Genomic DNA, 25195 nt, shown 5'->3' with positions numbered 1-25195 from the left:
ATGCTTCGAACTTACCTTGCCTCCCTGTTGCGCCCCGCAAGCCTGATCATTCTGCTCTTCCTGATCATCATCTCGGCCATCGTTCTTATCTGGGGCGGCCTGCTCACAGTTGCCGGGATCACACCGTTCGAAAATCCGGCGCCACGGCTCATCTTCGCCGTGATCCTCATCCTTGGGTTTTTCCTGATTACATTCGTGCGTCATCTATTGACGCGTCGCGCGAATGCCAAGCTCATCAACTCGATGCTCGCGAATGACGAGCTTGTGTCGATGGGCAACGACCTGTCGGCCGACGAAGTCGAACTGATCCGGGAGCGGTTTGAATCCGCGCTTACAACACTCAAGGAAAACCCTGTCGCCGGATCCAGCTCTCGCAACTACCTGTTCGAGCTGCCCTGGTACATCATCATCGGCCCGCCCGGTACGGGCAAGACAACCATCCTGCGCAATTCGGGGCTGGATTTTCCCCTTGCCGATGGCGGTCATGAGGCGATCCAGGGCGTCGGCGGCACGCGTAACTGCGACTGGTGGATTTCCAACGAAGCCGTGCTGATCGACACCGCTGGACGCTATACCACGCAGGACGTCAACAAAGGCGTCGACAGTGCCGCCTGGAGCGGTTTCCTGGATCTGCTGCTCAAACACCGCGAGCGACGGCCGATCAACGGCATCTTGCTTGCTGTCAGCATCGAAGACGTTGCGCTTGCTGGCGAAGCAGACCGAAAGCAGCAGGCAGAGATCCTGCGTCAGCGTCTGCGCGAATTGCATCGTGCATTCGGCATGCGCCTGCCCGTCTATCTCATGTTCACGAAATGCGACCTGATCGCAGGCTTCGACGAGTTCTTCGACACGCTCCGCGACGCCGACCGTCAGCAGGTCTGGGGTGTCACATTCCCCTATGACGAGCAGCAGGTCTCGGTAGGACCCGGATTTGAAACAGGTTTCGTCGATCTTGTCGGCCGCATTGAACGGCAGCTTCCGGAAAAACTCGCTGATGAGCGCAACAACAGCCGCCGCTGCCGGATCTACGGCTTCCCGCATGAGTTCGGCAGCCTTGGAAACGTACTTCGCGATTTCCTGAGTGATGTCTTTAGACCCACGCGTTACGAAGCACAGCCGCTTCTGCGTGGAGTTTACTTCACATCCGGCACGCAGGAAGGCACGCCGTTCGACCGTCTTTTGGGTGTAATGGGCAGAAGCTTCTCACTTGCGGCCAGCCAGCAACCGGCGATGAGCGGGCAGTCGAAAGCCTTCTTCATCAAGAAACTTTTGACCGATATCGTGTTCCCGGAGCAGAACCTCGTCGGCAAGAACCGGAAGCTTGAGCGCCGCATCACCACAATTTACAGCGGTGCTGCCTTCTCGCTCGCGGCGATCGTGGCCGGCCTTATCCTGTACTGGATTGCCGGTTTGAACGAAGCCATGTCGGTCTCCGAAGAAACCGCCAAATCCGCCGAACAGGTTCGTGTGCTTAAGACGGAAGCCGACAGAAACCGCTCCCTCATAAATCTGCTGCCGACACTAAACGCGGCGCGCGATATGCGCGACCAGATCGAAGACAGCGAAAGCTGGCTGTCCGAGACACCCTTCAGTGTCGAAGCGCAGTCGGTCCTCTATCCTGCTGCCAACCAGAGCTACAACGATCTGCTCGAAGAATATCTTTTGCCATCCGTCAATTCCCGTCTCGAAGCTCAGATCCAGCTTCTGTCGACAGCTTCGGACGGCAACAGCGCCCTGTTACGCGACCAGCTTGAAACATATCTCATGCTGACGACCGGCCAGAACTACGATGCGTCCAAAGTTCAGGCTGCCCTGCGGGCGCAAAACGAGGCGACATTCCTGCTGAACCCCGAAGACCGTGCCGAAATGCAGGTCCATATGAACAATCTGGAGAATCTTCTTCCGATTTCGGGAGCCGCCGCCGCCCCCACGGCTGCGGAACTCCCTGTTCTGGATGCCGCCAGAAGCCGCATCCAACAAGCACCGCAGGCACAGGATATCTACAATCGCATGGTCTCCGACGCTGCGCAGCGTTACAGGCTTCCGCCGATCAATATCGTGCGCACCCTCGGCTCCGGATCGCTTTACGTCGATACGGCGAATGCCGGCGGGCGGACGATCATCCCCGGCATCTACACGAAAAACGGTTTCTATAACTTCTTCCTGGAAAGGCTGCCGGAATACATACGCGGCTCGATGGGAAGTGACTGGGTGCTGGGAAACAGCGTCAATGCGACGACCTATAACCAGGTCGCCATGGAAATCGTCAAGCTCTACACCGATGATTACATCAAGGCCTGGCGTGAAGGCACCGCCTACATCAGGGTCGTTGAAATCGGATCCCTTGGTCGTGCCCAGACTGTCCTGGAGCAATTGTCCAATCCGGATTCGCCCCTTCTGACGATCCTGAACCTGCTGCGCGACAATACGCAGCTTCCTCTTCCCGGAGATAATGCAGAGCAGGCCGCGGCCGGGCAGGCAGCGGATGCGTCCGGCAATGCCGGCGCCGGTGGATTGGTGGCGTCCGCATCGCAGGCGTCGCAAAGAGCGGCCGTCGAGACAGCGTTCGGCGACGCCCCATGGCCTGGGCTGGCCATCGAAGACGCGTTCAGGCCCCTCAACAATCTTGTCGACCCTGACAGCGGCTCATCGCTTGATCGTGTCCTTCAGCTCTTTGGCGACCTTTACGGCAATGTTTCCGGTGTGGTGACGGCGCCGGCACCCAACAAAGCCGCCTTCGATGTTGTGAAGAGCCGGGCGCAGAACCCGCAAAACGACTCCTTCACATCGCTCAGATCCGAAGCCGCGACAAAACCGGAGCCGATCCGTTCGCTGGTGCTGTCCATCGTCAACCGCACCTGGGGCCTGCTCAACCAATCAGCCTATATCTACATAAACCGGTCCTGGCAGAACGAGGTTCTTCCGGTTTGCTCCAGTATCATGGCCGGCAGATATCCGTTCTTCCAGGAATCGGAAGACGACATCTCGCTTCAGGATTTCAAGGACCTGCTGGGGCCCGCCGGTGTCGTCGACACCTTCTTCACCGATTATGTGTCGCCCTTTGTCAACATACGCGGACGTCAGCTGGTCGAGATTGAAACCCAAGGGGCAAATCTGGGCCTCGCGAACGCTTCGCTCGCGCAGCTCGCGACAGCGCAAACGATCCGGGATGCCTTTTTCCCGAGTGGAGCTCCGGACGCTACGGCAAAGTTCACGATCAGACCGACCTTCCTCGATCCGGGTGCTCTTAAATCCACGCTCAAGATCGACGACGAATCCATTGTCTACCGACATGGACCAGTCCGCGCGACCGATTTCACCTGGCCGAGCCAGGCCGACGCCAGCAGCGCCGAGATTTCCGTTACTCTGTTGGACAACTCGACAACCTCACTCAGAAAATCGGGGACGTGGGCAATCTTCCGGCTTCTGACTGCGTCTGGTCTGTCTTCAGCACGTGGCCGGGACCAGTTCGTGTTCTCCATCAGCAAGAATGACGTCAAAGCAAGTTTCGCGCTTAGCGCGGGAAGTGTTACCAATCCGTTCAATCTTGGCCTCTACGCCTTCCGGTGCCCGCCGTCGCTATAGGCCCTAAAGCCGCGCTGCTATCCGACGGCGTCTTGCAGTGGCACTTCGCCGGAAGGACGAGAAAAACGGAGCCGGAAATGCAACAGTGCGGGTTTTTCGGCAAACGTCCCCTGGAACGCGACTTTGTCTTCGAAGGTCTGACGGCCGGTATGACGGATGCGTGGGCAGCCATGATGTCCGATTGGCTGATCAGCGCACAAAGCGCATTTCCGCAGAACTGGATAGATCACTATTTCGATGCGCCGGCGTGGCGCTTTGCAATTCCGCCCGGCCTTCTCGGGCCGTCAGCCTGGTGCGGGCTCCTTTGCGCGTCGGCCGATGCATTGGGGCGCGCCTTTCCGCTTGCGGTCCTGATCCCGGCGCAAGGCCGGATCTACCGGCTCTTGTTCGATTCCCATGCCGAGAGCGTTTTGGATGCACTCGAAATGACGGCCATGGCCTTCATTGAAGGGCAGATTTCGCGAAAGGAATTCCAGACCGCAATTGTTGAAAGCGAGGAACTGCTTCGGTCCCGCGCTGTTCCTGAAGCGGGAACAGACGAACTTGAGCTGAGTGCAGAAAATGAAGCCGTCTGCCTCAGATTCGCCCGTACCAGCGAGGAAGCGATTATCGCGGAAAACGCGCTCTGCCTCCGGCGCGTCAAGGCGCTCGATACCGCACCTCCACGATCCTATTGGTGGCAGGACGGGAGTGAAAACCGCCCTCCGGAGCTTTGTGTCTGGAAAGGTCTGCCAAAAGGTTCGGGGACAGGTGGATTCCTCGCCGGATTTTGGGAGACTTTTGGCTGGCAGCAAGAAACAATAGACCCGGACAGGATCCTTCGGCCATAGGGGAGCGCCTTTTTGGAAATGTCGAATATTTCGCCCGTCCCTTTGAACTTGCGTGTTGAAGCCGCAACACGGCAGGGACCCCATCATCCGATGAACCAGGATACGCATTTTGCCGACGCAAAGAGCGGCTTGTTTTCAATTGCGGACGGGATGGGCGGTCACAGGGATGGCGATCTTGCAAGCCAGGCAACCGTGCAGGCCGTCGCCGGATTGGCAGGTTTGCCCGCCACGGCGCATGAAAAGCAATTGATCGCGGTCGAAGCAGCGCTGTCAAAGGTCAACCAGACCCTTTTTGCGAGTTATCTGGCGGCACCGGAGCTGGACATTTCCGGGACAACAAGCCTGAGCCTCGTCATCAGCGGTTCTTATGCCAGCTGCATCTGGACCGGAGATTCCCGGCTTTACCTTCTGCGCGACCAGCATCTTTTTCTGATCTCCGAAGATCATGCCGATGAGTTGGGACGGCTGACATCCGGTGTGGGCATTTCCGAAACGATCTCGATCCTCGGACGGCGCACGGTGGAATTGATGCCCGGCGACGTCTTCATCCTTTGCACGGACGGCCTGTTGAAGGGCATGGACGAAACCCTTCTTGCAAACATGACCGCTGAAGGCACCTACGGGCTGACCGACCGCCTGATCGCCCGATCGGTTGCGGGAGGCTCGAATGACGATATCACGGTGATCGTTGTCTGGGCGGACGACTATGGCTAAGCAGCTCCGAAACCCGAAACATAGTGAGCCAGACGAGATAGACGGTCACGAATGTGCCGATCTGCCGTCTGATCCTGAGAAGGCAATGCCGGAAGAGAGCGAAGCTGGCCCGGACCAGGTTGGGAATGACACCAATGCCGCCGTTCCCGAGGCGCCAACCGCTCAAGAGAACGCGACGGCAGAATCGGAAACGGAAGCAGCGCCTGCGAGCGAAAAGTCCAGGGCCGGCAGGATCGAAATTCAGCCGGGCACCGTTTTGAAAGAACGTTTTCTTCTGTTGAAGGAAATCGGAAAGGGCGGGCTTTCGATTGTTTACAAGGCGCGCGACATGGTCGCGGCGAAGGCCGGGCTCGCAGACCCGAATGTAGCCATTAAAATCATCCGTGCGGCACCGGACGTCGATCCGGACGTCATCGCGTTGATGCACCGGGAGGCGCGGCGCCTCAGGGATCTCGTTCACCCGAACATCGTGCGTGTCTTCGACATGGACCGGGAAGGCGATATCCATTTCATGGTCATGGAGTTGCTGGAGGGACAGCCGCTTTCGAAAGTCCTGCGGAATGCACCCGATCACAGATTGCAATCCGCTCAGCTGCATCGGCTCATCGAGGACCTTTCAGGAGCGCTTACCTATGCGCACAACAACGGGATCATTCACGCCGACCTGAAACCGGGCAATGTCTTCGTCCAAAAGACCGGTGTGGCAAAACTGATCGACTTCAACATCGCCTATCCGATTGCCCGTCCTCTGAAGACGCGCGAAGAAGATACAATCGTCATTCTTGCCCGTTTTGGCGCGGTGACGCCCGCCTATGCTTCGCCTCAACGGCTAAAGGGTGCTGAGCCTTGCGAGCCGGATGATGTGTTCTCGCTCGCGGTCATCACCTATCTCGCGCTCACCGGATCGCGGCCATTTGGCAAGAAAAATGCTCTGGAAGCGCGCGAAGAAGGCCTTGTTGCAGCGCAGCCGGCGGATCTGTCACGTCTGCGCTGGCGGGCGTTGCGACAGGGGCTGTCGCTCAGCGATTCGGGCCGGACGCAAACTGCGGCGCTTTTCGCCCAGAGCTTTTGCCGCCCTAATCCTGTTTCTGTCTTGCGAGACTTCATCCACCGGCTGATCACCGGTCAACCCTATCAGCCTTCCGCGGGCAAATAGAACGAATGGGACTGGCCGGCCGCCCACCCGGACTGAACTGATGCAGCAACACTGATCAGATCCTGATCCTCTGCCTGGACACGCTGCACCTGGAATACAACCTGACCTGAAAGCGATGCACTCAAATTCTCAAGATTTGCCGTGACGGCTTCAAGGCGCGCATCGGCGGACTGTCCGGGTGACAGTGCTCCGCCAAGCGCTTCCTGAAACAGGGAAAACAATCTGGAGACAAGAAGCGCCTGGTCGAGCGAGCCACGCCCCTCCTTTCCAGGTTTGAGGGTTACGCCTCTGCGGAAAACAAGACTGGTGCGATTAGCCACACCTTCCAGCACGTTGATGCCGAATTGCGCCAGTGAAGGCGCCGCGCCCGGGCCGGCAAGATAGCGGGTTGCGGTTGCAACGGATTTGCCCATGGAAAGGCTTTCTTCCACTTCGAGCGCATCAAAGTCCGTCGGAACGCCGACCGGCAAAGACGGAAAAACTTCGCGCTCCAGCTGTGCGAGGATGCGGGCGAGCGCAATCCACGCGCCGGACGCAAACACGGCCGGCCATGACGTGTCCGCCGAGTAAAGCCGCGCTTCGTTCCAGAACAGCGCAACATGCGAAGCCGCGTCGGATTCGCGCAGACCCTGGAAAACTTCGTAGCCGGGTTCGTCGAGCAACTGGTGAGGTGCCTCCATGCCGGCAAGGTTTTCACCCGGTACCCCGGCGAAATCGGGTTCAAGTGCGACGAGCCCAACGGTGTCGGATTCGGCGCATGCGCGCGTGATGGTCTTCAGCCCGTCCGCACCCTGCCCGGATACGCCCGTTTTGTTTGCAAACAAAACGACATCGTAGAGTTCTGCCTGGAGAACCCCGTCATATCCGCCAACCACCGAATCAAGTGCTTCCGGGCTTTGATCACTGTCCAGTTGTTGCAGATGCAGTTCAAAGGGCAGCGTTGCTTCCAGTTCGGACAAAAGCAGCTTCAGGCTTTGCCAGTTTTCAATCACGGTCCACAGTTTCGGAATGCCGAAAAACGCCTGGCACTGCGCGCTCAAAAGCGTGTCGACAGGCGTTGACTTGTTGCTTGCAGCAGCGGGTTTGACGAAATCCTGACTTTCTTCGCGCAATGTCTTTCGCACGAACGCGTCCACTGCCGCTTTTGCGACATCAGAGTTGTCCGATGCCTTGGCGGAAGATGCGGGGGTGTCGATCATGGAAAAGAGGGCATCCAGACCATCTGCCGCCCCGTCGCCTGGTGCAGGAGCTTCATCAGCCTTCGCTTGAGCGCTCGCAGGCGTCGCGCTTTGGTCCGCTTGGTCCAGCCGTGCCGAACCACCCTTTATTGTCTCGATGACCTTGTCATAGAGCTGCCCGAACTCGGACAAACGGTCTGCATCGTGTTTTGCGGGGTCCACTTCCTTGAAAAAACGAAACTTCCCTGCGATGGTCGCCGGGCGCAGGTCACGCACCGCTTCAAAAGATATGCGCTCTTCGATTTCGGAAGGATGCGAGCCGAGGCCATTAGGTGCGCGAACCAGGAAGTCCGGTCGGTTCCGCTCCAGGATCTCTTCAACATCAAGTCCAGTGGCGTCGATGACACCGGTGTCCGCTGCGAAACCGAAGTCTCCCGCTATCAGGACACGGAAAGGCGGCGGCGGGACGACGGCAACCGCGCGCGGGGCACCACTGCCCAGTCCGACTGAAAAACTGCTGATCCCGCCTTTCGGCTCATCCTGCCCTGACATTGTTCTAACCCTGGTTGATCACCGTAAGATTTGCTTCGATCGACAAAAAGGCCAAGGTCTGCCGGTCGATGACGACCTGACCGTCGACCTCGTACCCCTTTCGCTTGTCAGCGGCATGGCCGGTCACTCCGAAAACGAGAGCCGAGCGGGCGTTTACCGACGTCATCCCAACCGGTGTCACCGTGAGATCAACGTTCAACGGTTCTCCGGTGCACATGATCTCCTGGGACCGGCCAAGCGGGGTCGGCGCGTTGCCACCTTCCTGATAAACCTGCGGCGAACGGGTCCTCAGATAATCATAAATGCAAGAATGCAGCGCGTCGGGTTCTCGCTGCGCCGGTTTCCAGGTCGCCATTCCATACCTCACGTCGTTTCCGGTCGAATGCCGGACTTGCGGCTAGTATCTCATCTTAAGCGCCCGACACCAATGGTGGCCGGCACTCTTTTGGAGATCTAAACGGCGCCATCACTGATCTGGAAGACAATTCCGGACGATGTTTTGGTGCGATGAGCGACGTTCTGGTTGGTCGAAGTCACCGGATTGGTTTGCTCACCGTTGGAGACCGCACCAAGGATGACCGGACGATCCGGATCACCCTGGAGAAATCCGAGAAGAACCTCGGTGTCCTTCGTCAGTGTCGAGTGGGATCCAAAACCGTCACCGCCGCCATAGGGTTCCATCTTTCTGACGAAGTAGCTGGCAAGACCATTCAGAAGACCGCTCTCCTCGTCGATGATGCGGATCTTGTACCGCCCGTAGTCATCCAGTTCGGCGCGTTTGCCGTCGGTCTCGCCATCAACAAAGCCGACCATGTAACCGTTGACCATTGGTTTCGGCGTTCTGACCGGAGGCCGGTAGCCCTTGTCAAAGGGGACGCACACGAACCTGTTCTGGTAGGGCGCGGGTTCCTTGTTGGAAGAACTGAAGCCGATCGGTGTCGAAATCGTGCATGAATGATCCACCGAAATAACGATGTAAAGCCCGTCCAGTTCGCTGATCGGATGATCCTTCAATCTGAAGAACAGACCCGGACGCAGGTTGGGAATATTGCTTTCGCCAACAAACTGCAGACGCTCGCCCTCAATCTGGTCGACACGCCGCTTCGCGATGAAGTCGCCATCAGCGACAACCGGATAGTTTTCGCCGTAAAGCGTCGTCACGCCCTGCCCTTGGAACGAGGCGTTCGCCGAAACCGACAACGAGACTTTCGGCGTGTCTTCATTGAACTCGCGGAGCGCGACGGTTCCGCTCTGCGTTTCGTAGTTTGCATTGAAGGACCAGACGCCGAAACTGTCCGTCCCCAGGACCTGGTGCTTGCTTCGATAGGCGAGCTCTTCGTTGATGTTCTCACCGCTCAACTTGGTGAAATGCTCTTTCTTGTCACCGAAGATGACCTTTTCCCGATCACCGGTCTGGTCGAAGGCAAAGTAGATGCCGAACCGTTCACACATCCGCATCAGGAAGTTCAGATCGGTTTCCTGATACTGAAACACGAAGTCGAGCTTGGGATAGTCCGATGCCGCGACAAGCAAGTCGGATTGAATCTGCCGCGCAACCCGGTCCGACGACGTGCTGGAGGATGACTTGTTTGCGTCCGCGAGCTCTCCCTGGATAATGTCGACGACGGTGACGTCCTTGTCTGTTCCATAGACCTGGTTCTGGCCGCTATGACGGAGCATGGCGAGTTCCGGCTCGAGCACAATTTCGTAACAGAATTCTCTGTTCGGCGTGGGATCACATGTTCGCGCAGCGCCGACGACGCCTATAAAGGCAACTGTCTCGTGCGCCTTCTTGAATTCGAGTTTGGTGGATTGACCGAGAAGATCTTCAAGATTGATCGGTTTCTTCGAGATGAGCGAAATCTCATACCGGTAGGTCTTTCCAAGAGCCTCGGACGCTCGGAGGCTTTCCACATAGACTTCTTCGCCGGCGTCGCCAGGCAACTTGATACTCATCTGACCGCTTAACTGTTCAGCACTCATCGAGAATTCCTCCTTCGGCTGGTCTGGCCGGCTCTTTATCTGGTGTCGCCAAGTTTTGCAGGAATTTCGTTACGCTTCTACAAAACAGGGCATCCGAACGCTTGAATATGCCCAACGTGTGTGTGGCGGAGCTCCCGGTCAATTCACCGAATTCTGCACATCTGGCGCTTTGAGCCTTAACATATTCATGAATTCGGGCAATCACTCGGTCATTTTGACAGGTTTGACGACCTCAAACCCTAGTTGTTGTTGATAATTGTGATTCAAATCACATGTTGGAAGCGGGATCTTTCGCGCACTCTACACACAAGTGTGAAGAAAACTGCGCAGTGTCATAAATTAACAGAGCGTAAATTTACTATTTAGCTGCTTGTATTTGCTGGTTTTTCTTTTTTTTGCCGATTTGGCACGGGGATTGCGAAGTTGTCGGCAGTCGGCAGCACGACGCTCCGGCAGGTTGGAAACGCAGATTTTCTTGGAGAGGTCACCATGTCAAACATCGCATACCTGAAAGCCACAGGCGCAACCCAAGGCGACATGACCGCCGACGCAACCACAGGCGACAGCATCGGCAACCTGTGGCAGGAAGGCCATGAAGGCCAGTCCCTCGTTTATGCCCTGGAACAGAACGCAGTCGTGCCGCGTGACCCGCAGTCCGGTTCCATCATCGCAACACGCCGCCACCTGCCAACGACTTTCACCAAGCCGGTCGACAAGGCAACCCCGCTCTTCTGGCAGGCATTGGCAACCGGTGAAGCGCTCGAAATCGAAGTCGAGTTCTGGCGCACGTCCACGGCAGGCGTTCAGGAGCACTACTACACAATCAAATTCACTGACGCGGTTCTTGTTGAAGGCAAGACGATCCTTCCGGACGTCAACGACGAATCCAACGCTTCACGCGGTGACATCGACCAGTTCTCGTTCACCTACCGCAAGTGCGAGTGGACCCACGAAGTTGCCGGAACAAGCGCGTCCGACGATTACCGCGCACCGGTTACCTAATAAATCAAAAACGTCGAATAAAACTGAACCGTTCCGTCCGCCGGAACGGTTCTTTTTTTTAGTTTTACAGGATTTTTTAACGAGACACGGAGAACTATGCCCTCATAGTGCAAATGACATGATTTTGTACTAAAAGGCATGATCATCATACAACCAGTGGATGGGGCCAGCTCTTGCTTGATCTAGATCTCCGCCGACTCATCGGGCGTCTAAACACTTATTGCAGACGCTCGCTGGAAGCAGCAGCCGGTCTCGCCGTAACGCGGGGCCACTATGAGGTCACGATCGAGCATCTGTTGCATGTCTTCACGGACAGCGCGCAACATGATCTTCAGAGCGCCTGCCGGTATTTCGAGATCGATCCGGCCCCCTTCAAAAAAGCTCTTGAGTCGACACTTGAAAGCATGAAGCGCGGCAACCAGGGCCGTCCCGCATTTTCTCCACTTCTGATTGAGTGGATTTCAGACGCCTGGCTGGTGAGCTCCGTTGAGCTGGATCTTGATCAGGTCCGCTCCGGTAGTCTTCTGGCAACGATCTTCGCCAAGCCCAATCGTTTCGGGGACGACCGCTGGCTCAGCCCGCTTGATGCCATGTCGTTTGCGGAACTGAAGAAAAATTTCCGTGACATAAGTGATCAGTCGGAAGAGACAACCGCCGGCCTGACCGCCAGGACCGCAGGTGACGATGCCGGTGGCAATCGCTCCGTCGCGCCTGGGATGGACCCGGACAGTGCGTTAGCCCGGTTCTGCACCAACTTCACGCAGCTCGCGCGCGACGGCAAGATCGACCAGGTCTTTTGCAGGGACCGCGAAATCCAGCAGATGATCGACGTGCTCGGCCGCAGGCGGAAAAACAATCCGATCTGTGTCGGTGAACCCGGCGTCGGTAAAACGGCAGTCGTTGAAGGCCTTGCCCGCAAAATCGCCGAAAACGATGTCCCCGACATGCTCAAGAACGTCGAGCTGATCGGTCTCGATCTCGGAATGCTGCAGGCCGGTGCCGGTGTGAAAGGCGAATTCGAAAATCGTCTGAAGGGTATAATCGACGAGGTGAAATCCTCGGCAAAGCCGATCATTCTGTTTATCGACGAGGCGCATATGCTGATCGGCGCCGGAGGATCAGCGGGTGGCGCAGATGCTGCCAATCTTCTCAAACCGGCGCTTGCACGCGGAGAGCTGCGCACGATCGCAGCCACAACGTGGAGCGAGTACAAGAAATACATCGAAAAGGATCCGGCACTTGAGCGCCGGTTCCAGCTCATCAAGCTTGATGAACCAAGCCCCGAGCAGGCAATCACGATCATGCGCGGCCTGCGCGGTGCGTACGAAAAAAATCACGGTGTCTATATTCGGGATGACGCCGTTGTTGCCGCGGCCAAGCTGGCGGCACGTTATATTTCAGGGCGTCAGCTTCCAGACAAGGCGGTGGACGTGCTCGACACGGCCTGCGCCCGGGTCAAGCTGTCCCTGTCCTCCAAGCCGTTCGTTATCGAGCTCAAGGAAAAACGTCTCGGTGAATTGCAGCGCGAGCTCGATTCGCTGCAGCGCGATCACCAGGCCGACTTTGCGTCCCATGATCTTGAAGTGAGCGAAATCGAACAGGAAGTCGCGGATGCCGAGGCCTCGATCAATGCGCTCACCGACCGGTGGATGCGGGAAAAGGAGCTGGTGGAACAACTGCTCAAGATCCGGCACGAACTGGGATTGAGCCTGGAAGATGATGTTGCCCCCGATGCGGAGGCAGAAGACGGTGAAACCGGTGAACCGGAGGATGCCGCTGCCGAAGAAACGGACGCAGACAACGGGGTCGCCGATACCGGTCCGGACATCACACCGGAAGACTACGCGAAAATCGCTGCTGACCTGAAAGCGGTGCAGGCGGGCGACCCCCTGATTTCCTTTGAAGTCACCGAAGAAGCCATTGGACAGGTCATCTCCGACTGGACCGGTGTCCCGCTCGGGCGCATGGTGCAGGATGACGCCGAATCCATCCTGTCGCTCGGCAACAACCTCAAGGGCCGTGTAATCGGACAGGACCACGCGATCGAGGCTGTCGACCAGGCATTGCGCACTGCCAAGGCCGGGGTTCAAAACCCCGACGCACCCATGGGCGTGTTCCTCTTCGTCGGACCGTCGGGCGTTGGTAAGACCGAACTTGCGACGGCAATTGCGGATCAATTGTTCGGTGGTGAGCGCTTCCTGATCTCGATCAACATGTCCGAGTTTCAGGAGAAGCACACAGTCTCCAAACTCGTCGGTTCGCCTCCGGGTTATGTCGGGTACGGCGAAGGCGGTGTGCTGACAGAAGCAGTACGCCAGCGCCCCTATTCCGTCGTCTTGCTCGACGAGGTCGAAAAGGCCGACCTTGAGGTCATGAACCTGTTTTACCAGGTCTTCGACAAGGGCGTGCTCTCTGACGGAGAAGGCCGGCTGATCGACTTCAAGAACACGATCGTTGTTCTGACCAGCAACCTTGCGACGGATGTTCTGACAGAGATGGGGAGCCTCCCATCCAAGCCGACAGCAGACGAACTCGTCGCCGGGTGCCGACCTATCCTGAGTGCGCATTTCAAACCCGCGCTTCTGGCCCGTATGCAGATTGTGCCGTTCTATCCGCTGATCGGCGCACCGCTCGAAAAGATCGTCCGGCTGAAACTGAACAAGATCGGCAAGCGTCTGCGCGAAAACCAGAAACTCGAGCTGGTCTATTCGGACGAAGTTGTCGAATCGATTGCTGCCCGGTGTACCGAGGTGGAAACCGGCGCGCGCAACATCGACCACATCATAAATCGCACCATCTTGCCCGAGCTTTCGACAGAGCTTCTGACGCAAATGGGTGCGGAAGACGCGAATTTCACGCGTGTTGAAATTGCCTTGGGAGACGGCGGCGCTTTCAGCTACGCCCTCGCTTGAGAAACTCGCTGAGACAATTCCGGGATGGCCGTACTTGATAGCAGCCATCTCATGAACCCTGTCCAAGAAAGACGGTTCCTGAGATCATGATTCTAGGAGACTTGATCGAACTCTCGTCCGCGATGACATCGGGCGTCAAGGTCGAAGCGGTTATGGACAAAGTGGTTGAGTCCGCACTCAATCTGACCAGCGCCGAAGAAGCCTCCATCTTCATTCTGGATACCTTCGGTCAGACCCTGCATCGGGCCTGCTCCAGGCACCGCGGCTACATCAAGGCGATGCCGACTGGAAAGCAGGTTATCCTCTACGGCGAGGACAAGCTCCCCAACATGAAGGAACCGGCGGCGTTCGTCGTCTCAACCGGAACAACGCTCAATCTCGGCGACATCAACAAAGTGGTCGGATATGAGTTCGATCGCATTCGGGAAGACGACAAATACGGCGGACTGAAAACGCAGGCACTGGTGATCCTGCCGCTCACAATCCAGTCCAACCGCACGATCGGCATCCTGCAGGTCATCAACCCGGGCGCGTCGCACCAGACAATCAGCGCTGTTTCGGAGAACACGCTCACGGAACTTCAGAGCCTTTGCGGGCTTGCCGCACTTTACATGTGGAACGCAAGGCTGCTTGAAGACAATACGCGTCTGAAACGACAATTCGACAGGCACCTCGCGGAGTTGCCCAGGCAAGTGCGCAAGGCGAAACCCAAGCCTGTCATCGATTCCACCCGGCCAAAAGGTCTGATCGGCGAGAGCCCGCCGATCGAGCATGCCATAAAGCTCGTCGGGAAGGCCGCGCGTTCAACCGTGCCGATCCTGGTTCGCGGCGAGACGGGAACCGGCAAGGAAATGATGGCCGCGTTCATCCACATGTCCAGCGACCGGGCCGACAAACCCTTTGTCGTGCAGAATTGCGCCGCGCTGCCGGAAGCGCTTCTGGAAAGCGAACTGTTCGGACATGTCAAAGGCGCCTTCACAGGCGCGAACACGACCAAGCTCGGGCTGGCGCACGAAGCCAACAATGGCACCCTCTTTCTGGACGAAATCGGCGATATGCCGCTTGCGCTTCAGGCGAAGGTGCTGCGCCTCCTCCAGGAGGGCGAAGTCCGCCGTGTCGGATCCACCAAAACCGAGAAGGTGGACGTGCGCATCGTTGGGGCGACAAACATCAATCTGGAAGAGAAAATCGAGGCCGGCGAGTTCCGGCAGGATCTCTTCTACCGGCTGAATGTCTTTCCCATCAACTTGCCTCCGCTGCGCGAACGGCCCTCGGACATACCGATGCTGATTGACCATTTCCTTCGCTCCGCAGCCGCCAAGTCAGGGACACAGGTTCCGGTTCTTTCGTCCGACGCGCTCGAAGCGCTTATGTGCTGGGGCTATCCGGGCAATGTGCGCGAGTTGAAGAACATCCTGGACAGAGCCCGTCTGATGGCAGAAGACGGATATCCGATCGAACTGGACCACTTGCCGCCGGAACTTGCAGGCGTCCAACACAGTCACGACAATCGTGTCCCGGCGCTTATTCCTGAGGGCGACCTGAAATCCATCGTGGGCCAGTACGAGGCCATGGTGATCGAGGCGAAAATGCGCGAAGTGAACTGGAACAAAACAAATGCAGCGCGCATACTAAATGTTAGCCGCCGGACAATTATAGATAAACTCAACCGGTACAACATTACCCGTCCGGATGGTTTTGAACGCCTCTGAGCCGACTGAACCATCGGGACATCGATCACAGAGGGTCTCGGGTTTTTGTCGACAGACAGTTCAATGAACTTGCGCAGTTTGATGAGCGATTTCGTGTCGGGCCGACTTTCCTATGAAAAGCTGTCCAAGCAATTGCGTGCGCAGGCGACCCGATCAGCAGAAGACCTGCAAGAAGCGCATCAGGCGATAGGGTCACTTGTTGAGGAAGGCCGTCTTCCCCGTGACCTCGGAGCCATCCTCTTAAGCCAGCTGCCTGAAGCACCGGCCGGGTTCCAGACCGCGCCCTCGACGATCCCCGAAGCTCAGGATTTCCAGGAAGAGCGCAACTCCACTCTGCCTGCCGCCGATGCCGAGGACACGTTTGATGAACCGACTTTGCCGCATGGGGTGACGCCGGAATGGCAAGAAGGTGGCGCGATCAGTGGCAACAACGAAGGTGTGGAATCGTTCGCAACACCACAGACCACACCATTGCAGGAAACGCTTCCCCCCCTTCCCTTTCTTACGCAAGCTCCGGCGGCATCGGGTGAGGATATGCGCGACAAGGTCGACGATGCGATTCTGTCATCGCTCGTGTCCGACTATACGGACTTCCGGAATATGCGCGGGTCCGAAGATCAGGCCCAGAGCGGGCAAGCGGACGCAGGCAAGCTCGACAAGTTTCTGACCGACTTCAAAAGTGCAAGATTTCGGTCCGATGCCCGGCGCGCATCGAGCGGTGCCCGGACAGACGGCTTAGACCTGAATAAATTGTCGTCTCCCCAGGTCAAGCGCGCTGGTGTCGGCTCGATCCTGCGGGACCGTTTCATTCTCGACACGGAGATCGGACGCGGTGGCATGGGTTATGTCTATTCGGCCGTTGACAGGCGCCGCCTCGAGGCTGGCCATGATCAGCCCTACGTCGCCGTCAAATTGTTGAACGAGAGCTTTCAAAACGACTCCGAAGCACTGCGGTTGCTTGAAGCCGAGGCCCGCAAATCCCAGGCCCTCGCCCATCCGAATATCACCACTGTTTATGATTTCGACCGGGACAAGGCCGATGTCTTCATTGTCATGGAGCTTCTGAACGGAGTTGCCCTTGACCGCAGGCTCGGACAGGCGATGGGGCTTCCATTGTCTCCGGCCGAATGTGCCCGCATCCTCAGGGGAACATGTGCGGGACTGAGTTACGCTCACAGCAGAGGCGTCGTTCATTCCGACCTGAAGCCTGGGAACATTTTCCTGTTGCAGGACGGGACAATCAAATTGCTGGATTTCGGTCTTGCAGCCGCTGCCAGCGCAAGCGCGGACCATCCGATTCAGGACAGCCTGACCGTCACATATGCAAGTCCGGAGCAATTCGAGCGCGCACCGCGCGACCCCCGAGATGATGTATTCGCCCTGGGATGCGTCGCGTTTCAGATCCTGGCCGGTCGGCACCCCTTCGATTCACGGCCTATCGATGAAGTGGCAAGAGAGGGTGTGCAGCCCGAACCGATTGAAGGCCTTGATACACTGGCATGGGAAACGTTGAAAAGCGCGCTGGAGTTCGACCGCCAAAAGCGCCTTGCGAATGTCGACAGTTTCCTCACGGGCCTGTTCGATGATGCCGGGTCGGAATGAGCCCTGCAGGCTACGACCTGCTTGCAGACCCAGTGTTCCTATTCGATCGCGTCGACAATCGATTCCACGGCACGCGTGAAGGCATGTTCCTGCTGCAATGTGCGGATCAGTCCGGTACTGCCGATCTGGATCAGATCGGTTGAGAGCGGCAACACGGCCGCCACCGGTGTGCGGTAATTTGAGAAAATTCGCTGAGACAGGTCGTTGAAATCAAACGTTTCGAGCGCCTTGTTGACGACGAGGAAAAGCTGCGGCACCTCGAGTTTCCGCGCCAGCTCCAGAGTTACCGCAGTCCCCTGATAATCCTGAATATCGGGGCGAAGGATCAGAAGAAGTGTGTCGGAAATTGCAATTGAAAGCAGCGTTTCCTCGTTCACTCCCGGGTGGGTGTCGATCAGCAGATAGTCAAGCTCCAGGCCCTGGCAAAGTTCGATGAACCCCCGGTTCAGATCCTCAACATCATACTTTTCTTTCAAGATACGGGCGATCTCACCAGTCTTGATGGAGGAGGGTACCAAAAACACGCGCCCACCCTCAGGCACCTGCGACTGTCCCTGTCCATCAACGACATTCGCAGTGACGTCGAGCGCGGTATCCGTAATGCCGCAATGGCCCCAAAGGAAATTGTTGAGCGTGTGTTTGACAGTGTTCAGATCAACCTTGAACAGGGCGTGGATGCCGGGTGACTGAATATCCGTGTCCACGATTCCCACGCGGTGCCCTCTCAGGGCAAGAGCGGCTGCAAGATTTGCGGTGACGTTGGATTTACCCGTGCCGCCGCGATAGGAGTGAGTGGAGATTATCTTGGTCAAGTCGCTTTTCCAGGTAGGCGGCACCCGCCGCAATCAGGCTCGGTTGGTCAGTGCTTATGATTTGTAACGGGATCTGAGGTCCTTTGCGCGGGACTGCAGTGAACGAAAATACTCCGTATCGCTGACCTCTTGAACTTCCTTTTCCGCCTCTTCTTCGTCGTAGCTGACTTCGAATTTGTCGAGGCGGGTCTTAAGTTCGGCGTTTTCCTTGCGGAGCTTCGCTTCAGCCATCTCGAGCTGACGCTTCGTCTCCGTCAGCTCCGCAATCAACTGGCTGGAATGAAACTCTCGCGCCTCTACCTGTACCACCATACCGGAGAACGTTTCAGCCAGGGCACGGATATCTCTGTCGACTGCATCATCCGTTATCACGTCAAAGAGTTCTTCGACGTCGTCGAAGCGGCCATTGGCAATCGCTTCGCAGGTCCTGGCCAAGCTGGCAACTGCCGGGTTCATGGATTGCGGTGACGACATGCAGGATCTCCGTTCCTTCCGGATGCTGAGTTCAGTTCGTTGCGGTGGCACCGGTCGGATTGGTCGGACTCAGGTAACGACCGGAAATCCAGCCTCGGCGGCCCGTATCCGTATCGCGCACGAACACCCAATCACCGTTGATTTCGTTCTGCCGGACCTCCCGGCCCTTGTTGAAGCGCTCGATCACGTTGGCCTGCAAGTCCGGCTCCGTTCTGAAGGCAACACGATCACCGCTCACGAACAGAAGCGGTCCCTGCGGATCCTGAGTGGGCGGTAAGATAACCCTGGAGACAGGCGGAGGCGGACTGGCATCCCGCGCGGCGTCAAAGAGATAGGACCGGTCGCGGAACTGAATCAGCATCAAAGCCACCAAAAACAACCCGACGACGATGGCATATGGGACGAATCTCGGCATTTCGCGTCTTTTCAGGTTTTTGGCGAACCATCGGCCCGATTACCTCGAGCTTTGAGCATTTCCTGCAACTGATCTTATTCCTTGTTCCGGTTACTTTCCAACGCAACCTTTACAAATCAATGAATAAGCAGAACCAATCGGCGGCTGAATTCTCATTGCAGTCCTTGCTGAAGAGCGTCTTCGATCCCAAAACGACGGGCAACTTGATGTTCCAGCAAGTCATCGTGATGTGGCATCCGTGACCACAGCGGGTGACGGGGTCCGTTTTGTTAACGGTCAAATTGGGTTTCGAACGCGAAAATCAGCACAAAATCGGGTTTCGTCATAAATCTTTATCATCCCCGATGTGAATTCGTCTTAGCAACGACGGTGCTTTAGCGTCTCGATGTTCTCCACTCGGATGTGCCTTTCCTGCAATGGGTCCATTCGTTGTTACTTGTGTTGTCGCCTTGCGTTGGAGTGAGCTGAGTGCCTTCGATCATCAAATCAAGTCGCGCATCACTCTCCATGAACATCGAAGCAATCGAAAACGGGGCGCTTTCCACCGTCACAATGTTCCTGCTCTGTGACCTTGAAAGCCCGGACCGGCTTTTGACCGAGCAAGCGCTCTGGCCAATGGTCACCGAACAGCTGCCGAAGGGTGCAATTTTCGACAAAGGGCAGCTCAAGCCCCATGGCGAAGTGCTGGTTGCCGGGAGTGCGCTCGCTCCGGCAGACGACCCCGTAGAAGCCGTGAGTGTCAGCCTTCAATGTGCCGGGATCGCGAAGTCTTTGGCGGTTTTTGGAGATCGCTATTGGCTTCTCACCGACCGCGGCATCGAAATGTCGCGCCCTGCACCTTTCCGGAAGATGCCGATCAGCGATCAAACGTCGTTCGGTGGTCCGAAGCACAAGCTCAATCCGAAGGGCAAGGGAGATATGGCGCGGCAACTTCTCGATTCAGGTTTCGACGCGCCTCTGCCGAATGTCGAACTTAGCCAAGCCCCCATCCGCTCGATCGACGAGGCACCGACGCCAGCCAATTTTGGCCCGCTTCCGCCTGACAGCAAATTCAGGATGAAATTTGCCGGAACCTACGATCAGCACTGGATGAAATGGCGCGCTCCGCTGAAACCGGAAGACTTCAATCCGAAGTTTCATTGCGACGCGCCTGATGACCAGCAGATCGAAACGTATTTTTCAGGAGGCGAGGCGTTTTCAATCACGGGAATGACGCACGGTGAGACCACGCTTCAGGGTCAGCTACCGGACTTGCGTGGCCGATGTTTTTATCAGATGGCCAAGACCGGTGAACTGCGTGAAACGAAGATGGTCTGCGACACGGTTACCTTTTTTCCGAACGTGCGAAAGGCAACGCTCGCCTTTCGCGGTTTGATCCGGGGCGAAGACAGCACGGGCGACGATATCAGCCACATCATGCTCGCCGTTGAGAGCAAGAAGGATGTGGAAAGACCCCACGAATACTACACGGATGTCTTTCGTAAGCGGACCGATCCGGAAATCGCCCATTTGCACCTCCTGTCCGATTTTCAGCTCATGCCGGAAAGAGATCCGAACGAATTGTCTGAAAAGCGAAAGGCGATGCTGGAGCGAGCCCAGGCCGACCGGATCAAATTCCTTCAAAACGCGGATTGGGGAACCCGCAAGGCCGTTGAAAATGCAGGCTTGTCACCGGATGTCGTACCACCGCCCGATCTGACGTCCATGGACGATATCCCCCTCGTCGGGACGCCAACGAAGGAAGACATTGCCAATGGCGATTTCGATGTCGCCGAGCTCATTGAACAGGCGGAAGAGGCACGCCGTGCGGTCGAGGAACGCATGAACCGCGAACTCGCGAGCGCCGAACTGCAACGGCGCAAACTCGTAGAGGCTTTGCCAAGTTCTTTTGCGCCGGAAACGATCCAGAGGCCCGTGGTCTCCGACGAGGTTGTCAACGCATATCCGGACATCGAACTGCCCAAGGATCTCCTGGAAGGACTTGAGGGGATCGTTCCCGTCATGTCCGGCACGCGAAATGCGCTCACCGAGGATATCGCAAGATACGGACATTCGCCTGATGCCGGGCAGCAGGGCCAGATAGACCGGGCGCTTGACATCCTTGATGGAGCAACGGGATTTGCGGTTCCGGACACGGAAGAGAGTTTCGCCAAAGCCAAAGCGCGGGCATTAAGATTGCCTGAGGGCTCCCTGATCGCCGACGCCCGGTCCGGATTGGATGCAGTCGACCTTTCTTTCCTTGACCAGGTCGATGGAATGGACGAAGCGCTCACCGAACAGTTAAGCGACTTCGGCGGGTTGAAGATCGATGTTCCTGAATTACCCGACTTTCAGGAAGTTGCGTCTCTGAAACTCGACACAGACGCACTTCTCCCCTCCAAGGAAGCCGATCCGAAAGCTGCAGCTGCAATCGGCGAAAAGCTCGATGGCTCAAAGGACCGCCTGCGCGAGATTGCGGGCCACATCGTTCCCGACGATAGCACCGATCCGATCGCCGACATCGTCGCATTTGGCGAGGAGAAGCTCGTACCGCCTCTTGAAGACGGCATCTCAGGCCTCACGCCCAAGGCGAAAGCCGACCATCAACTCGACAAGGGCCGGCAAGCACTGCAGGTCGCCGAACAGAGGCTGGAAGAGGAGCTACCCGAAGCGAGGCGACTGTCGCCCGAGCCGATATTTCCAATTGAGGACCTTGCCCCCGGTGTTCCGGAAAGACTTGGCGCCTTTGTGATCGAACAAATGCAAAAAGGTCATGATTTCAAGGGAGCCGATCTTGCAGGTGCGGTCCTGAAGAAAGTTGATTTCGCGGGGCAGGATCTCTCTGGGACACTCTTTGAAAAGGCTGATCTCACCGGTGCGAATTTCAGCGGCTGTAACCTGACCAACGCAGTTTTCTCAGGCGCGATATTGGACGATGCCGATCTTTCCGGAGCCGACCTGACTTCCGCAAACATAAGTCACGCATCGCTCGCGCGCACGAAGCTGACCGGCGCTACCCTAACCGAGCTCGACATTCTTGAGGCGCGCCTTGAAAACACCGATGCGTCCGGTGCTTGCCTGGAGAATGTTCAATTCATTACCTGTCAGCTTGACGGCATGAACCTGGGTTCTGCGAATCTCGAAAACGTCACCATCCTGCAATCATCCGGACCTCGGCTTTGCCTGAACGATGCAAGGGTCAACGGGTTCATTTCCATTCAAACAGATCTGACAGCTCTTCAGGCTGTACATGCCGATCTGGATCGTCTGATCCTCGCCGATTCCGACTTGTCGGGAGCCAGTTTCAATCAGTCCCGGCTGGATAACTCGGCGGTCGTAGGCGCTTCGTCCCTCAAAGGTGGCACATTCATCAAACTCAAGGCTTTCAATACGTTTTTCAATGGCCTGACGCTCGCCGAGAGTTGCTTTGTCGGATCTACGTGCACGTCATGCTACTTCCATCAGTGCGACATGACTTCGTGCGATTTTCGAGTGTCGTATCTGAATACGACGCTCTTCGGCGGGTCGGACCTCAAGGAATCGGATTTCTTCGGTGCCAGCCTCTACGCAGCTTCGCTGGACAAATGCGATCTCAGACGCTGCAGCTTCCGGGATTCGAACCTTTATGCCGCCAATTTGAGCGACGCGCTGATCGCAAGTGCCGATCTGACAAATGCGAACCTGGGCCTGACGCTAATGGGGCAAGCGAGCCATGGATGATCTGCTAACCCAGATTCCGATCACCGTAGATGAAATCCTGGACTATCAGCGGCACGAGCAGCCGATTATGTCCAGATCCATCGACTCGGCATCCTTTGAAGGACTGGATCTGTCCGGTCTGATGGCGGTCGACTGTCACTTCACCAATTGCGATTTCACCAGCGCCGATCTCAGCGGTGCGCAGTTTGCCCAATGCGACTTGCGAAACAGCCGGTTTACCGATGCAAAGCTTGATGGTCTTGTTCTCGCAGCAACGGACCTGAGCAACACCAACTTCGAAGACGCGACTGTTGTCGGACTGCAAGTGGCGGACAGCAACGTCCGCGATGCCGTCTTCAGGAATGCGGGCCTTGCCGATACGGTCTTTGCCAAGTGCGACCTGACAAATGTTGATTTCTCGCGGTGTGTTGCAAGCAGGTTGGGCAGCCTTGAATCTGATATCGGCCATACATCGTTTAGCGCAGCCGAGCTTGAAAACTTCTTTGTGACAAAGGCGGACTTGCGCAGTGTCGATTTGACTGGCGCGCATGTAAACATTGCGATGTTTTCGGATGCGGATCTGTCGGGCAAGATCCTATCCGGGCAGACGTGGCAACATTGCACCTTCAACAAGGCCAAATTCGAAGGCACCGATCTCAGTGAAGCGAAGATTGACGGATCGGTCTTCAACGACTGTTCGTTCCAGGGAGCCAATCTGAAGGACGTTTCGGCAGAGACCACATGCTTCACAAAATCGACGCTCGATGGCGTCGATTTGTCTGGCAGCAATCTCAACATGGCAAACTTTGCCAATGCCTCTCTGGCGGGCGCCAACCTCAGCGGATCGCAGCTCTTTTCTGCCGTTTTTCTGGAGGCGGATTGCCGTGCGGTTCTGTTTGAGCGCTGCGACATGAAACAGGCTGAAATGTCTCATGCAAACCTCTGCGGTGCAAACATGTCGGCAGCCCATTTCTTCAACACCAAAATGCACGGCATCAAAAATGAGGAGAGTGTGGTTCTGGGAACTACCGGAAACACGATCGACACCGATGGTGAGCGTCTGGTGGCCGAACTTTACCGGCCGAACATGGAGATGCTCAGCGACTAAGGAAGCGAGATGCTTCGCGGAACAGACAAGAAGAACAACATAAGGAACCGAACGATGTGTTTTCTGAATTCTCAAGGTCCTTTGCCTGGCATGGATTTCGCCGCGCCTGACGTATATTTGCAGACAACACCGGTCGGGCCTGTTCCTGTTCCACTTATGAGCATGGGCATGCGCGCAAGCGAAATCCCGACGGCTTTCAAGTTTCTCATAATGTGCATGCCATCACATAACATGACGAACAACGCCCCCGTCACGATCAGCGGCCCCGGCCCGGGTGTCGCCTCCGGAATGGTCTGTTCCAGCAGCCGTAACATGAAGGGATCGACAAAACTGATGGTCGGCCCGATGCCGGCAACACGTTCTTTGCTCGATCCCACGATGCAAAACGGAATGACGCCGAATTCCGTGGGCACGACGCTGGCGCCCTCGCAAATCAAAGTGATCAGCCTGGCCTGATCGGCCGCCAAGAAGGAACAATAATCATGGCTTCAACTGTCGGACGTGTTGGTGCAAGCCAGCAATATCTTTATCTCTATGTTCCCAAAACCTCGACCGGAAACGCCGCGGATGACGTCGGAACGGTCTTCCGTCTCGGATCCTATTCCAATTTTGAGGAAACGCTGACAACAGAGGCCGATCAGGCAGCCGTCTATCCTGCCCAATACATAACCGATTCCGGTGGTGGCACAGCGGCGATCGAAGGCGCAGCGGGAGAAAACGGCAAGCACGGCATTCTCCTGGCCTGCGACGGCCGCGTTCTGGTGAAATCCAGCGAGAAAACCTACATCAACAGCGAAGGCAATATCCATATCGAGAGCAATTCCGGTCAGATCGACATCATTTCCGGAACGAACCAGGATATCGTTTTGAATGCCGGCGCGAGCACCGGTGACATCCACATAACAGCCACCAACGAGTTCAAGGAAGTCACTGAACAGGCCACCAAGAAACATGGTGGCCGGACTTACGATTACTACACATCGCCGAAGGAAGAGTTTTACGAAACCAACCTGTTCAAGATCGTCTGGGGCCGCGTTGAAAGTCACCATATGGGCGGCAAGCTGACGACATTCTTCGGCGGTGCCATGACGATACAGCTGGCGGTCAAGTTCAGTCTCGACCTCGCTCTTCACCTGGCGATATCCGTCCTTTCGAAGTTTTACCTCTATGGTCTCAAGTGCGAACTTGGCCTGATCAAACTCGACCTTGTGGAATTCAAATTCGAAATCAAAAAAGGCAAGTTCGAATCCGCCTGGAACAAGATCGAAACAGTTCCCGTCAAGGCGATGATAACCGGTGCCAAAGCCGTCAAGGAAGAGGTCTGTCTCGCGATGCACACCGCAGACATCAAGAAAAAAGGCGTTGAAGTTGGGGATTCTTCCGTTGTCGCCAAGAAGCGGGACGTTATGGCGCAACTGGTTTCATCTGTTGAGGTCAAAACCTAGTTTCGAGTACCTGGCCCCATCGAATATGGCGTTCGAG

Annotated in this window: 19 protein-coding genes; 13 read left to right on the top strand and 6 right to left on the bottom strand. The window is 56.6% G+C overall.

Annotation, left to right across the window (positions count from 1 at the left end):
• From tssM to ABVF61_RS12290, 4 genes are all read left to right on the top strand, one after another.
• Window positions 1-3585 (top strand): type VI secretion system membrane subunit TssM, encoded by a 3585-nt coding sequence (gene tssM, locus ABVF61_RS12305; RefSeq protein ID WP_353993850.1) that lies wholly within the window; start codon window positions 1-3, stop codon window positions 3583-3585.
• A gap of 77 nt (window positions 3586-3662) precedes the next feature.
• Entirely contained in the window at window positions 3663-4415 is a 753-nt protein-coding gene (gene tagF / locus ABVF61_RS12300) for a type VI secretion system-associated protein TagF (RefSeq protein WP_353993849.1), read from the top strand.
• Window positions 4416-4433: 18 nt separating this feature from the next.
• Window positions 4434-5129 carry a PP2C family protein-serine/threonine phosphatase gene (locus ABVF61_RS12295; RefSeq protein WP_353993848.1) on the top strand — a complete coding sequence of 232 codons (696 nt, stop codon included), beginning with the start codon at window positions 4434-4436 and terminating at the stop codon, window positions 5127-5129.
• Complete coding sequence (locus ABVF61_RS12290) at window positions 5122-6285, top strand: serine/threonine-protein kinase (protein ID WP_353993847.1); 1164 nt, start codon at window positions 5122-5124, stop codon at window positions 6283-6285. Before ABVF61_RS12295 ends, ABVF61_RS12290 begins: the two co-directional genes overlap by 8 nt.
• On the opposite strand, the gene ABVF61_RS12285 is transcribed toward ABVF61_RS12290, so the two are convergent.
• The 3 genes from ABVF61_RS12285 to ABVF61_RS12275 all read right to left on the bottom strand — a co-directional run bounded on the left by ABVF61_RS12285 (window position 6264) and on the right by ABVF61_RS12275 (window position 9998).
• Window positions 6264-8015, bottom strand: coding sequence for a hypothetical protein (locus ABVF61_RS12285; RefSeq protein ID WP_353993846.1), 1752 nt, complete (start codon window positions 8013-8015; stop codon window positions 6264-6266). The genes ABVF61_RS12290 and ABVF61_RS12285 overlap by 22 nt on opposite strands.
• 4 nt (window positions 8016-8019) lie before the next feature.
• Complete coding sequence (locus ABVF61_RS12280) at window positions 8020-8370, bottom strand: hypothetical protein (RefSeq protein ID WP_353993845.1); 351 nt, start codon at window positions 8368-8370, stop codon at window positions 8020-8022.
• A gap of 98 nt (window positions 8371-8468) precedes the next feature.
• Entirely contained in the window at window positions 8469-9998 is a 1530-nt protein-coding gene (locus ABVF61_RS12275) for a type VI secretion system Vgr family protein (RefSeq protein ID WP_353993844.1), read from the bottom strand.
• 489 nt (window positions 9999-10487) lie between these two features.
• On the opposite strand from ABVF61_RS12275, the gene ABVF61_RS12270 reads away from it, so the two are divergent.
• The 4 genes from ABVF61_RS12270 to ABVF61_RS12255 all read left to right on the top strand — a co-directional run bounded on the left by ABVF61_RS12270 (window position 10488) and on the right by ABVF61_RS12255 (window position 17226).
• Window positions 10488-11000, top strand: a complete 513-nt coding sequence (locus ABVF61_RS12270) for an Hcp family type VI secretion system effector (protein WP_353993843.1) — start codon at window positions 10488-10490, stop codon at window positions 10998-11000.
• 173 nt (window positions 11001-11173) lie between these two features.
• Window positions 11174-13912 (top strand): type VI secretion system ATPase TssH, encoded by a 2739-nt coding sequence (tssH, locus tag ABVF61_RS12265; protein ID WP_353993842.1) that lies wholly within the window; start codon window positions 11174-11176, stop codon window positions 13910-13912.
• Between the two features lie 86 nt (window positions 13913-13998).
• On the top strand, window positions 13999-15624 hold the full coding sequence (locus ABVF61_RS12260; protein ID WP_353993841.1) for a sigma-54-dependent Fis family transcriptional regulator: 1626 nt from the start codon (window positions 13999-14001) through the stop codon (window positions 15622-15624).
• A gap of 63 nt (window positions 15625-15687) precedes the next feature.
• A complete protein-coding gene (locus ABVF61_RS12255; protein WP_353993840.1) occupies window positions 15688-17226 on the top strand; it encodes a serine/threonine-protein kinase in 1539 nt (512 codons plus the stop codon).
• 38 nt (window positions 17227-17264) lie between these two features.
• Here ABVF61_RS12255 and ABVF61_RS12250 read toward each other — a convergent pair whose 3' ends face one another.
• Genes ABVF61_RS12250 through ABVF61_RS12240 form a run of 3 tightly spaced genes read right to left on the bottom strand, consistent with a single transcriptional unit; the run spans window position 17265 to window position 18873 of the window.
• Window positions 17265-18038 (bottom strand): MinD/ParA family ATP-binding protein, encoded by a 774-nt coding sequence (locus tag ABVF61_RS12250; protein WP_353993839.1) that lies wholly within the window; start codon window positions 18036-18038, stop codon window positions 17265-17267.
• A gap of 54 nt (window positions 18039-18092) precedes the next feature.
• Entirely contained in the window at window positions 18093-18512 is a 420-nt protein-coding gene (locus tag ABVF61_RS12245) for a hypothetical protein (protein WP_353993838.1), read from the bottom strand.
• 31 nt (window positions 18513-18543) lie between these two features.
• On the bottom strand, window positions 18544-18873 hold the full coding sequence (locus ABVF61_RS12240) for an SH3 domain-containing protein (protein WP_353993837.1): 330 nt from the start codon (window positions 18871-18873) through the stop codon (window positions 18544-18546).
• A gap of 35 nt (window positions 18874-18908) precedes the next feature.
• Here ABVF61_RS12240 and ABVF61_RS12235 point away from each other — a divergent pair, with 35 nt between their 5' ends.
• From ABVF61_RS12235 to ABVF61_RS12215, 5 genes are all read left to right on the top strand, one after another.
• Window positions 18909-19169 carry a hypothetical protein gene (locus tag ABVF61_RS12235; RefSeq protein ID WP_353993836.1) on the top strand — a complete coding sequence of 87 codons (261 nt, stop codon included), beginning with the start codon at window positions 18909-18911 and terminating at the stop codon, window positions 19167-19169.
• A 226-nt stretch (window positions 19170-19395) separates the two neighbouring features.
• Window positions 19396-22626: a DUF2169 family type VI secretion system accessory protein gene (locus tag ABVF61_RS12230; RefSeq protein WP_353993835.1), complete on the top strand. Its 3231-nt coding sequence runs from the start codon at window positions 19396-19398 to the stop codon at window positions 22624-22626.
• Window positions 22619-23713 (top strand): pentapeptide repeat-containing protein, encoded by a 1095-nt coding sequence (locus ABVF61_RS12225; protein ID WP_353993834.1) that lies wholly within the window; start codon window positions 22619-22621, stop codon window positions 23711-23713. The genes ABVF61_RS12230 and ABVF61_RS12225 overlap by 8 nt, the downstream gene beginning before the upstream one ends.
• A 9-nt stretch (window positions 23714-23722) precedes the next feature.
• Window positions 23723-24169, top strand: coding sequence for a PAAR-like domain-containing protein (locus ABVF61_RS12220; RefSeq protein ID WP_353993833.1), 447 nt, complete (start codon window positions 23723-23725; stop codon window positions 24167-24169).
• A gap of 26 nt (window positions 24170-24195) precedes the next feature.
• On the top strand, window positions 24196-25158 hold the full coding sequence (locus ABVF61_RS12215; protein ID WP_353993832.1) for a hypothetical protein: 963 nt from the start codon (window positions 24196-24198) through the stop codon (window positions 25156-25158).
• The last annotated feature ends 37 nt before the right edge of the window (window positions 25159-25195 follow it).

The sequence above is a fragment of the Roseibium sp. HPY-6 genome (genome assembly GCF_040530035.1).
In the GTDB taxonomy this organism is placed as follows: Bacteria; Pseudomonadota; Alphaproteobacteria; order Rhizobiales; family Stappiaceae; genus Roseibium.
Note: the sequence above shows the minus strand (reverse complement) of the source record. Positions and strands in the feature narration are given on the sequence as shown.